The organism is Sessilibacter sp. MAH1, from assembly GCF_054658315.1.
Genome location: NZ_BAAGIC010000003.1, coordinates 314612 through 327014 on the forward strand (window position 1 = coordinate 314612; position 12403 = coordinate 327014).

Sequence of the window (12403 nt, forward strand, 5' to 3'; positions counted from 1 at the left end):
ATAAAAGCCTTTAATGCGTTACGTAATTTTAAAGCTTTTTATGGTTAATTTTATAAAAAATAGTTTTTTTGCTGATATTTCGAGTTAAAAACTTAGAATTTTTGTTGTTGATGTCTTTGCTTTATTTTAATAATCAAAATTAAGCAAAATGTAATCAAGCAATACACCGCTGCCATTTTCATCGATAGATTGACGGTCAGCAACAGTTCTGGATGATGTTTATCGGTGATGGGTTGGGAGCCAATAAAATAGGTAATAAATAAGGTTACTACACCCATGCCAATGGTATTGCCGGTAGTTCTGGCAAGATTTAATAATGCTGCTGCTGCCCCAAGCTCTTTTTGCGGAATTGAATGCATGGCAATGTTGTTGTTGGGTGTGGTGAATAAACCGTAGCCGACACCTAAGCCAAGCATTGCGACGCTGACAATGACTACCGGGGTCAACTCTCCCACGCTGGAATATACAAAGAACGAAAGACAAGCGATAGCACAGCCAATTGCCGCAATAACTCCGGCGTTTAATTTATCGGAAAGCTTCCCGGCAATGGGTGCTAAAGGTGCCATAGCAATTGCCTGTAAAAGCATAATGTTACCAGCTTGGCTCGGAGGCATGTCTTTTATGTATTGCAAATACATGCTGGTAATTATAGAAACCGGGTAGGCGGCAGCGTACATAAATAAGGTCGCTATCAAGGCAATGGTAAAGCTTTTATGTTCACTGAATAGAGACAGTCTAACCAAGGGGTTTTCTGTCTTACTTTCATGGGTTGCAAACCAAATTAGCGCTGCGATACCGGCAATGAAAATAACAATGTGTGCAGGATCGGGTAAACCCGACAATCCAACAACTAGGCCTAGCGTCCAAAACCCAAATATTACCGTGCCTTTCCAATCGAATTTTCCGGGTTTAGGATTTTTCCATTCGCCGCGAATCTGTAACGCCGCAATAATTAATATCAGTAGCGCTGGAATCTGTACCCAAAACACACTTCTCCAGCCCAGATACTCCGTTGCCCAACCACCCAGCAAGGGTGCTGTTGCTAAACCTGCGTATAACGCAAAAGCATTTATGCCTAAGGGTAAGCCGCGTTGTTTGGGTGGAAATACCGAGGTGAGAATGGCCATGGAGCAACCAAAAATCATGGCACTGGCAATACCTTGTATAAATCGACACGCAATTAACCAATAGATGTCTTGAGCGAATGTCGCTGCGATAGTGCCCAACGTATTTACGATCATTCCGGATACGTAAATTTTCTTCCGGCCAATGTTGTCGGCCAGTTTGCTGAATGGCAGCATCAGCGAAATACTGCCGAGCAAGAATATTGTTGGAATCCAGCCGATTAGAGACGCTTTGGCATTTAATGCGTGGGCAATGGTGGGCAATGCTACATTTACGGTTGCTAGGGTGATAGGGCCCATAAATGCGCCGAAACTTATGACACAAACCACGAAGAGTTGAGCGCGGCGGTTATTAAGATAATATTCTTGGGTTTGTTCGGCTTGAATATTGACCACGATAAATCCAACGCAAAAAATACAGTCGCCAGTATAACAAAGACGCTTCTTTACGTCTGTGAGCGATTTGTTGTCACTAATAGCTTATGGCTTCTAATAGCTATCTATAATGTTTTTCTTTCCAGATTCAAACTAGTTTTTTGCAGCGGTAAATTTGTAAAGGCTATGGATTTAACGAACGCTGCCGCTAGAGGTGTCGAGCCGAAGAAACCACCTCACCGTTGAAACATTTTCGAATTATCCAGAGTTTTTCGCGACTCAATTACGCGTCGCTGACTTCTGCAACAGTAAGTGATTGAAATTGTGAAGAAATTGGAGACCACGTTGTCAATTTCTGCTTCTTGATTAAATCATGGATGAGATAATCGGAGGCTCTAATAGTTATTAGCAGACGTCGATCAAATACCAATGTTTATTCCGCGTAATTTATGCGTGAGTTTCTTTTGTCGTTAATTCATTGATGGTTGCGGATGATCAAAATTCGAAATTTACAATCGTTCAAAACTCGCCCATATTTATTCATACGTGTTCGCTATTGTGTATTTCCGGTGGTTATCTTAAGAACTGTTGGTTAAGAACTATTGGTTAAGAACTATTAGGAGGGTTTAGCTATGGTGCCTTGGCTTTGGATATGGTCGCCGCAATCTCATTTTCCGTGGAGTGGTTCGGTTGCACAGCACATCGAACCGAAAACAAACTGGTTTAATGACTACATTAAGTCTGAATCTGGTGATGCACAAATTGAGGAATCTGTGTTTCAGCGATTTAGCTATGGTACGCAGCTTAGTCAAATTATTAAGTTTTTATTGGCTACAGTAGATGCCTCGACATTAAATTCAGACGCTAAAGAGGCCTATGAGAAACTACTTAAACTCCATAATGGGGTTAATGAAATTAAAGATCAGGTTCGTAAAAATAGAACCGAAGATATTATTAAAGCCGTTATAGAACTTAAAGAGACGAGTGAAGACGAGTATGAGAGTTTGTTGATTGCGTTAAAAAAACTCATTGCAGAAGGCTAATGCTACTTTTATAGGCTTTTTGTCAATTGGAAAGGCGTATTGCTACTTTGGTAGAAGGTTATCTGTTGTATTAGTAACGTCTGTGAAGCTCTAAACCTGATTCACTATTAAAATCGAAACGAGCGTGGTTTCTGATTATAAAAACAAGCACAAAAAAGCAGTGCGGGAATTTCAGCACTGCTTTTTTGTTTGGAACCCGTTAAAAAAATTGAACGGTTTCTATTCGGTTCGCGTGATGCTTATTCGGCCATCTCTTTTAATTTTTTCAATGGACGGATTTTAACCTGAATGCTGGCTGGTTTTGCTTTGAAAGTAGTCTCTTCACCCGTGAAAGGGTTAACACCTTTGCGAGCTTTTTTCGCTGGTTTTTTTACGGTAGAGATTTTCAAAAGACCTGGAAGTACGAAGTCACCACAACCGCCACGCTTTTTCAAGTGACCAGCCATAATGTCTGACAATTCGTCAAGAACTGCTTGCACTTGTTTCTTTGGAATTTCAGTGGTTTCAGAAATCTGAGTCAAGATTTGAGTTTTGGTGTAACGCTCAGCAATGGGTTTTACACGTTTTGCTTGCGCGGCGGTAGCAGAAGCGGCGGCAGGAGCAGCAGGCGCGGTTGTTTTTGCAGGTGTCTTGCGAACGGCCATAGAGGGTTCCTTGTTGTTAATTATAAGTAACACCACACGAGATCGATTCGAACTCGGTTAATGTTAAGGCGGAAAATAGAGAGTATTTTTGAATACTGGTTTAAGCTGCGTTTAGCTATGCACAGAGACGCACGAGTGCGCTCATATCTCATTATATATAGTATAAAAATGAGTGCGGCAATTATTTTATTGAAAAAAATAGTGGTTTGCATCAACTCTTGTTGATGAATTTACTCAGACATGACCTGATTAAAAATATTTACCCAAAATGACTAAAATTTAGCGGTTTTTCAGGAGTTGAATTCGATAAAGGCTTGCGAAAGATCGCAACTCAGCAGTACTTAACGCACATTTCTCATTAAGCAGGCAATACTTTGCTGTGTTATGGCTAGGATTTTTACACCGCCGCAATCCTGTTCGTGGGCTGCTACTGCGCAAAGTACTGCATTTCTAGCGTTTACAAAAGTTCATCTCTGGTTGTTTGATGTCTAGCTACATAGGTTTTCGAGAAGTTTTAACCGGAAAAACAAGGATATGGCAACAAAAAATGTTGTACGCAGTGACGGGCTTGCTCATTTTCTTGCTGTGTGAGTAATTTCGTTACAGTTGGGCTGCGCATACTTCCGTCTCAACTAATTAATTTCGACTTCACGGTAATTGACTTCCAGATTCTTCAATAATTCCAAATGGGCAACGTTAACTGTTGAGTTGTGGGGATATGTTGTGGGGATATGAGGTGGTTCCCATAGGGGAAGGTTGGATAATCATTAATGAGCGCTTAGAACGTAGCTCAGCTTCTAATCATCTCTAAAATGTTAAATAAATCTTATTTTGTAGAGTTTTACCCTACTCGGGCGGGTTGTTCGTAAAGTGGCTGCGAATCATTGTTACACAGATGCGGGTAAAAATTGCGTTTTTAACAGCAGTTTAACGGCATCCTTAATACGTTCGTCTAATTGATGCTCCTTAGCGGTGATTACTTTTGTTAAATGCTCACAGATATTTGCTAATTGAAGATCATAGGCATTATTTTGCGGTGCAGTAATTTTCATTTTTAACCGTAAGACCACAAGCTGAATGCTCAGGTTAATCAGGTCGGCGAGATTCGGTGTTAGTTGAATGCTTTGATTTTCAAGCTCATCAATAATGTCATCGATACCTTGCAGTAAGGGCGATATGTGCTGAAAACCACAGAATAGAACGTGATTTTTAATATCGCGAAAAGCACTGACTAGGTTTCGGATCGATGGGTATTCTGGATTATTGAGCTGTGACTGATGCAAGCTTTGTAAACACAGTTGATAGGAGTGAGTTACTCGCTCAATCAATTCGCTCGCCGAGTAATCATCCCAGTAGTCTGGAGAGGCAAATAACATCGCTGAACCTGCTGCACAATTGTTGAAAGGTGCGGTACGTCTAGCGTCTTCGAGTAAATCGAAGCGTAGGTACTTTTATTTGAGACTAACAAACAAAAATGAAGCTTTTGCGGCACATGAACGTTGAGATTTACAGGTTTGAAGATTTTTTGATGACGATTCTTACCTGAGCTGCACCCACACATTGTTGGAGCGAATATTTACCCGGTTTAGGTTTTCATGGGCTATAATGCTGGGCTTTTTCGTGTGTAATGCTAAAACGTTGCTGAACCGGCGGGGTTTCATCTTAAATTCAGCGGTCGGTTCTGTTTTGAAAGCGTTCTGGGCTTTAAAACCAACGTTTACGCCACCACATGGGGTCGTTGTAAACCATTTGTTATTGATTATTGACCAAAGTCACCGGTGAGGAGTAAGTGAATGCCGATTTATGAATACGTTTGTAAATCTTGTGATCATGAGTTCGAAGCTTTGCAGAAAATGTCGGATGATCCGTTGAAGGAATGCCCGGCGTGTAAAGCGTTGTCGTTGACCAAAAAAATATCAGCCGCGGGTTTTCGACTCTCAGGTAGTGGTTGGTATGAGACTGATTTTAAATCTGGAAATAAAAAGAACCTAGCGTCGTCTAGCAGTGAGAGCTCAGCGGCGAGTGCTAAAACAGAAACGAAGGCGTCTAAATCAGAGAGCGCTTGACATGTTGTGAGTCCATTGACGATACAACAACCCGAATGAATAGATTCTGTAGAATCGCCAGTAAACACTTAACAGGAAACTAATATGCGCACCGAGTATTGTGGCGTTCTAAACGCTTCATACATTGATCAAGAAGTAACCCTATGTGGTTGGGTTGACCGTCGTCGTGATCATGGCGGAGTAATTTTCATCGATTTACGCGATCGCGAAGGCGTGGTTCAAGTCGTTTTTGATCCGGATAGCGCAAATTTTGAAATCGCCGATAAGGTTCGTGGCGAATTTGTTTTAAAGGTAACGGGTAAAGTTCGTGCACGTTCTGAATCTACGGTTAATGCAAATATGGCAACCGGCGAGGTTGAAATCTATGGCACAGGTTTAGAAATTTTAAGTGCCGCAGAAACACCGCCGTTCCCACTTAACGAATATTCAAACGTCGGCGAAGAGGTTCGTTTAAAGTATCGCTTCTTAGACTTGCGTCGCCAAGAAATGCAAAACAACCTGCGTTTGCGTGCAAAAGTAACCAGCGCTATTCGTAATTATCTTGATGACAACGGTTTCTTAGATATTGAAACACCAATCTTAACCCGTGCTACCCCAGAAGGTGCGCGTGATTATTTGGTGCCGTCACGTACCCACGAAGGTAAATTCTTCGCGTTACCTCAATCGCCACAGTTGTTTAAACAATTGCTGATGGTTGCGGGCTATGATCGTTACTACCAAATTGCCAAGTGTTTCCGCGACGAAGATCTTCGTGCTGACCGTCAGCCAGAATTTACGCAAATCGATATTGAGACCTCGTTCTTAAGCGATGAGCAGATTATGTCTATTACCGAAGGCATGATCCGAAAAATCTTTAAAGATATTAAAGGCGTTGAGTTTGGTGAATTCCCAAGAATGCCGTTCTCTGAAGCCATGGAAAAATACGGTTCTGATAAGCCAGATTTGCGTATTCCATTGCAGCTGGTTGATATTAAAGAATACCTAAAAGACGTTGATTTTAAAGTATTTGCAGGCCCTGCTAACGATCCAGCTTGCCGTGTTACTGCTCTTAAAGTCGATGGTGGCGCGCAGCTTTCACGTAAACAAATCGATGACTACACCAAGTTTGTTGGTATTTATGGTGCAAAAGGTTTGGCGTGGATTAAAGTCAACGACTTGAGCCAAGGTATCGAAGGTTTACAATCACCAATCATTAAATTTATTGGTGAAGATGTCACCGCCAAGCTTGTTGAGCATTTAGGTGCTAAAGATGGCGATATTATTTTCTTCGGCGCCGACAAAGCTAAGATTGTTACCGAAGCATTAGGCGCACTTCGAATTAAAGTTGGTCATGACCTTAATATGCTGACTTGCGAGTGGGCGCCATTGTGGGTTGTTGATTTCCCAATGTTTGAAGAGAACGACGATGGCAGCGTGACTGCGTTGCACCATCCGTTCACATCACCTTCATGTACTCCTGAAGAGCTGAAGGCTAATCCGTTGGGTGCTTTGTCGGTTGCCTACGACATGGTGTTAAACGGTACCGAACTTGGCGGTGGTTCTGTTCGTATTCATCGTCCTGACATGCAACAAGCGGTATTTGACGTATTGGGTATTGGTGCAGAAGAGCAACGAGAAAAATTTGGTTTCTTGCTAGATGCGCTTAAATTCGGTGCGCCACCACACGGTGGTTTGGCATTTGGTTTAGATCGCTTAATCATGCTTATGACCGGTGCTGATTCGATTCGCGACGTTATTGCCTTCCCTAAAACGCAAACCGCGGCCTGTGTTATGACTGATGCACCTGGGGCGGTTGATAAGACTCAGTTAAAAGAGTTGAACATACAACTTAAACTGAAAGAAAAAGAACCCAAAAAAGAAGACCCTGCTAAATAAGCAAAAAACCCGGCGTTGCCGGGTTTTTTTCGTTCATTAATACCGCTGAAGCACTAATTCCTCTGAACCACTAATTTCGCTGCAACACTGGTTGGAGCGCGGATTACCCATTTCTGTCCTCTGATTAAGTCATGAGAGAGTTAATCAGAGGTATCCACGCAAATTAGTTATTTTCGCGAAGCTCAAACATGGTTGGAATTTCGCTGATAATACCGCCAGTAATGCTGGTACTACCGTCCACTTCAGCGCCTTCAATTAGAATCAGATCTTCTTCTTCTACTGAACTTAAGAACGATTGAATGTTGCCGCCGTCTGCGGAAATACCCAGAATTTCTACCTCGCTACTGCCCACACGCGAAACCGGGCCCTGAACGGTAACGTCTTCGTCGTCGATGGCTCCCTCAACACTTAATTGAATGGCGTAGGGGTTTTGGTCTTCGTCAGTAAAGCCGAACAATCTTACTTGGTTATTGGCGACACCCGAGCTCACAATTAAATCATCATCAACGGTTAAGCCTGTGATAGGAATTTCAACACCAAAGAAGTTCACTGACTCATTAACAGTAATGTCTTGGGATCTTAACGGCGCTTCGATAAAGATACGGCGCTCATGATAAATAATGGTTTCGGCAGCGAGTTCTTGGGTATCAATATTGTAGGTGCCTTCTACTTCAATCTTTGAACCAATCACTAGATCGTTTGCGGTACCGCCAAAATAAACTACGTCTGAGTCGATCTCAACAGTTTGATCGTCAACCATGATTTCGGTGATTGATCGAACCGAGCTGACAATGCCTTCCATTTGTGCCGGCAAAAAATCAACGTCTTCGTCGTTGTTACGAAGCGCCGGTAATGCCACCGTGATACAGCTGACGGTCAAAGTACTGGTCAGATCATCGCCCGTGTCAAAGCTGTCGTCTGGCGTTGCGGTAACTTCTACATAATCGCCTTCGGCCAGCTCGTCTTCGCCACAATCAGCAACAACGCCATTAAGAACAATGGTTTGATCAGCGATGGTAAACGAATCGTTGGCGACCAAGTTTTCGACTACGCCTCGAAGCTTCCACAGTGCAAAGCCGCCGGGAGGTGTGTCTACTCGGGTTGCTAAAATTCCGCCCACGCGATTATCAAACCCGCTCACACGCACCACATCACCGACAGAAAGATTCGCGACGTTTTCTCCAGAAATTGCTTCCAGTTCGGTATCTGCGGTCGTCACGATTGGTTGAGTAAAGACCGAGAATGGATTGGTGCTGGTTACAGGACCAACAAACAGATGATTGGCGTCGAGCTGAATGACAGTAGCAGTTGCTAGATTGTTGGGGGTGTCTTCTTCGGTGACTAAGGTAACTACCATGCCATCTTCAAGTTCGGAAGAATCCGCGGGAATACCGTCGATAAAGATATCGATATTGCCGAGAGACAAGTTAGTATCAAAATTTACTTCAAGACGAGAGGCGTCGGTTAAGGTGCCAATAATTGCACCGCCATCATCGCCATCGCGTCCATCATCGTCGCCACCGGATGAACCGCCGCCAGTGCCACTACCGCCGCCGCCAGTGCCGCCGGAGCTTGAGTCGTTATCGTCGGAATTGCCAAGTTGGAGGTCACAACCGGTCAACGGAAGCGCGCAGGCTGTCGCAGTGATCAGTACAGCAAGAGATTTTTGAAGACTAAAGGTTTTCATTGATAAGAAGTTACTAAGATTCATGTTCTGGTCAGTATCATTCGTATAATTTAGCTCAGTGTAACAGAGCCGGTTGAATTTGTGTTTTTAAACACCCCGCGTTTTTGCAACTGTTTAGCTGATGCATTCGAGCGTTAACCCTTCGTCTTAAGGGAGCATCCGTTAACCCAGAGTTTCCTGGGAAGCAAGGGCAGATTGCTAATTTCAAGCCCGGTTAGTGCTTAAAATTGCGAATCACATTTTCAATTACGTTCTTCGGATTAAATCATGCTTCAGACTAATTCATGGGAAAGCTAATCAGAGGTTTTATAAGGTATTTGTCTGTTTGAAGTAAAAGGGGCGCAAATAGGGTTTCGTTTAGCTAATTAAAGTCTTTAATGTAAGAATTTTCTAATTTGTGAGAGTGAAACATTCGGCTTTGAACTAAACTGACCAGAGAACATAAAGAGTGCATCGTCGTGTTCAATTTAGCTATCGACGGTTTGCTTTGGCCTTAAAGAATGGTTTCTTAAAGGTGTTGGCCACTTAAAAGTTTTAATGATTGAATTTTAGTCAGCCTTATAGGAAGCTCTGATTAACTCATCCATGATTTAATCAGAGCACAGAAATTGAAAATGCAATTTCCAATTTTGGACAAGTTCAATTATTTACCGTGTTTGAAATTGGTGACACATTTTTTTGTGTCGCTGGATACTTTGGGTTAACCACAGTTTCCTTTGGTTAAATTAATGATTAGCAATGTAAATCTTAATTTAAATCTTAATGTAAATGTTGTTGTCGGAGAAAATCAGGTCTTTATTGAAAAGATTTTTCTTCTTTACTCATTATTTAAATTAACTTTGTATAAAAATCTAAATTCGACGCAGTATTTTTAATCAAAGTAGGGCGTTGTTAATTTTGAATAACTAATAAAGATTTATCTATTTATAAACACTTTTCAATACATGACAATTTTATAAAACAGAATATTCGCCCTAAAACTTTTTCGAATTTGGGCGATATCTACTAACACTGGATAACCTCGTGGTTAGGTTGTCACTGATGCTGCGACTTTTCCCAACTACTAATTTGTAGGGCGTGCTCTGTGGAAATTAATTATGTTAAAAACTAAAAAAATCTTAACTCTCATTTGTGCCAGTCTTGTATTAAGCGCTTGTGGCGGTGGTGGCGGTAGTTCATCCGGCCCAACATCGGTTGTTGTTTCAGGTAATGTTTCTTTTGAAGATGTTCCCCATGATCCGGTAACTCTTGGGTTGGATTACGCTGCCTCATTTTCAGCGCCTGCACGCCGGGTTGTTGTTCAAGCCGTAAATTCTTCTACCGGTGCGGTTTTGGATCAAGATCTTACCGATGATAGCGGCGATTATTCTTTGTCGGTCGGCTCAAACGTTACTATGTTTATTCGTGCCCGTGCTCAATTGCAGTCGCCGTCAAACAGCGCAGCAACTTGGAATGTAGCGGTTACCGATAACACCAGCGGTAATGCTTTGTATGTGTTGGATGGCCCGAATTTTAACTCGGGCGAATCGAATCGAATCGAAGACTTGTTTGCTGCTTCTGGCTGGGATATGGCGACGAGCAGGTATGTTGATGAACGTGCAGCCGCTCCTTTTGCAATTTTAGATGCTGTTTACGAGGCGGTGTCCTCTTTTGTTGCAGTGGATTCCGATATTAATTTCCCCGATTTAGAAGTCCGTTGGAGTGAAAATAACTCTCCAGTTGGAAATGGCACCGCTGCCGATCTTGCTGCCGGCAGAATTTCAACGTCGTTTTTTAGTCCCTCTGAAGACGTCATTTATATTCTTGGTGCCCAGGATTTCGATACTGACGAATACGATAGCCACGTAATTGCTCACGAGTGGGGTCATTATTTTGAAGATGTGATTTCACGCTCGGACTCAATCGGCGGTTCACATTCCATTACCAGTCTTTTAGATATGCGCGTTGCCATGAGTGAAGGTTGGGGTAACGCCGTTTCGGGTATCGTATTGAATGATCCAATTTACATTGATAGCTCTCAAGTCTCCCAGTCGCGCGGTTTTTTTATTGATGTTGAAGAAAACAATAATCTGAATCGAGGCTGGTTTAACGAAGGCTCGGTGCAATCGATCATTTACGACATCTACGACGGTCTGCCTTTTGCGAATTCTGATATCTCGGAGAATAGTGACACCTTAGATGGCGGTTTGGCCAGAATCTACCAGACATTTACCAGCGACAATTACGTCAATTCTCCATTAGTTACTAGTATTCATTTGTTCTTGGATGAATATAAATTTTTGTTCGCAAACCAGAGTCTTGCAATCGATATTTTGGCCGCTGGGCAAGATATTTTAGTAAACGATGCCATAGGTACCGGTGAAAACAATGACGGCGGTAATTCGCTCACCTTACCGGTTTATTACTTAATTACCCTAGGGCAGTCTCAAGAATTTTGTGTCATCAATGACTTTGGTTCCTTCAACCGATTAGGCAATCGCCGCTTCTTCTTATTAGAAGGTTTAACGCAAGACCTTTACAACATTCGTGTTGCTCGTACCATGGGTGCAACCGCTACAGACCCTGATTTCTTTGTTTTGCAGCAAGGGCAAGCTATTAACGGTTCTTTATCCGGAGTTTTGAACGTAGAAGACGCGAATTTATCGCTTCCCGCGGGAGATATTGTCTTTGAAGTCTACGATGATCTAAACACCGACTCGTGTTTTACCCTTACCGTAACAACGGCTCTTTGACGCACGAATTTTTAACTAACCATAATTTCTAAGCTAACAAGTTTTTACTAACAACATTTGTTGAGCGATTTTAATCCTTAACGAGAATCTTATTTTAGGCTTTGGTACCTTCAATACCGCCAAAGCCATATTTGATGAGAAAACAAACAATGAAACCGTTTTTAACAATATTAGCAGGTTTGATGCTTGTTTCTGTGGCTACTCTGGCTAGCCAAGCAAGCGGTGTAAAACAAGTAAGTGATGTGAAAACAGGTGTCCAAACTGACATAAATAACGCTGATGTAAAGCAAGAAGCCCAAGATACTCGCGCCGCTGAAGTGTTTGTGACCAGCTCTAAAAATCATTCGGGATTACGTTTGGGTGATCATTATCTAAAACCCGGCGCCGCAGTTGTGTTCGATCATAACTACGATGGCAAAACCGAATTGACCGAATCTGAAACCATCACGCTATCGTTCACACCGTCTTATGACATGGATATTATGTCAGTGACGGTGACGTCTACCGATCAAGATATGAGTATGAGTAGCAGCGATTTTTCTGGTGCTGTTACCGGTAACGATCCCGTGCAAATGGATGTAACTGTATCGTCAACCTTAGAGGGTCGGTATTATTTGAATGTGTTTATCGAAACCGAGACCGATGGTTTCAAACAAAACCGAACCTACGCATTGCCGGTAGTGGTTGGTAATCCGCCTGAGCGTCAACAAGCAAAAACCACTGTTGATAACAATGGTGAGCGAGTCCGAGTATTACATTCCTCTAAACCCTAGTACTGGAAACCCTAGTACTGGAAACCCTAGTACTGGAAACCCTAGTACTGGAAACCCTAGTACTGGAAACCCTAGTACTGGAAA

At 42.5% G+C, this 12403-nt stretch carries 9 protein-coding genes; 5 read left to right on the top strand and 4 right to left on the bottom strand.

Going from position 1 to position 12403, the window contains the following annotated elements:
- Nucleotides 1-92: 92 nt before the first annotated feature.
- Nucleotides 93-1520, bottom strand: a complete 1428-nt coding sequence (locus tag ACYQ28_RS04745) for an MFS transporter (RefSeq protein ID WP_460048205.1) — start codon at nucleotides 1518-1520, stop codon at nucleotides 93-95.
- Between the two features lie 611 nt (nucleotides 1521-2131).
- Between ACYQ28_RS04745 and ACYQ28_RS04750 the strand changes: the two genes are divergently transcribed.
- Nucleotides 2132-2542: a hypothetical protein gene (locus tag ACYQ28_RS04750; RefSeq protein ID WP_460048204.1), complete on the top strand. Its 411-nt coding sequence runs from the start codon at nucleotides 2132-2134 to the stop codon at nucleotides 2540-2542.
- Nucleotides 2543-2781: 239 nt separating this feature from the next.
- On the opposite strand, the gene ACYQ28_RS04755 is transcribed toward ACYQ28_RS04750, so the two are convergent.
- Nucleotides 2782-3186 (bottom strand): HU family DNA-binding protein, encoded by a 405-nt coding sequence (locus tag ACYQ28_RS04755; protein ID WP_460048203.1) that lies wholly within the window; start codon nucleotides 3184-3186, stop codon nucleotides 2782-2784.
- Nucleotides 3187-4073: 887 nt separating this feature from the next.
- Complete coding sequence (locus ACYQ28_RS04760; protein WP_460048201.1) at nucleotides 4074-4562, bottom strand: hypothetical protein; 489 nt, start codon at nucleotides 4560-4562, stop codon at nucleotides 4074-4076.
- Nucleotides 4563-4979: 417 nt separating this feature from the next.
- Between ACYQ28_RS04760 and ACYQ28_RS04765 the strand changes: the two genes are divergently transcribed.
- Together ACYQ28_RS04765 and aspS are read left to right on the top strand one after the other, a co-directional pair.
- A complete protein-coding gene (locus ACYQ28_RS04765; protein ID WP_460048200.1) occupies nucleotides 4980-5252 on the top strand; it encodes an FmdB family zinc ribbon protein in 273 nt (90 codons plus the stop codon).
- Between the two features lie 84 nt (nucleotides 5253-5336).
- On the top strand, nucleotides 5337-7127 hold the full coding sequence (gene aspS / locus ACYQ28_RS04770) for an aspartate--tRNA ligase (RefSeq protein WP_460048198.1): 1791 nt from the start codon (nucleotides 5337-5339) through the stop codon (nucleotides 7125-7127).
- A gap of 163 nt (nucleotides 7128-7290) precedes the next feature.
- On the opposite strand, the gene ACYQ28_RS04775 is transcribed toward aspS, so the two are convergent.
- Nucleotides 7291-8838, bottom strand: a complete 1548-nt coding sequence (locus tag ACYQ28_RS04775) for a DUF5666 domain-containing protein (protein WP_460048197.1) — start codon at nucleotides 8836-8838, stop codon at nucleotides 7291-7293.
- 1073 nt (nucleotides 8839-9911) lie between these two features.
- Here ACYQ28_RS04775 and ACYQ28_RS04780 point away from each other — a divergent pair.
- Entirely contained in the window at nucleotides 9912-11546 is a 1635-nt protein-coding gene (locus ACYQ28_RS04780) for a hypothetical protein (RefSeq protein WP_460048196.1), read from the top strand.
- Nucleotides 11547-11695: 149 nt separating this feature from the next.
- Nucleotides 11696-12319, top strand: coding sequence for a hypothetical protein (locus tag ACYQ28_RS04785; RefSeq protein WP_460048195.1), 624 nt, complete (start codon nucleotides 11696-11698; stop codon nucleotides 12317-12319).
- Nucleotides 12320-12403 lie beyond the last annotated feature (84 nt).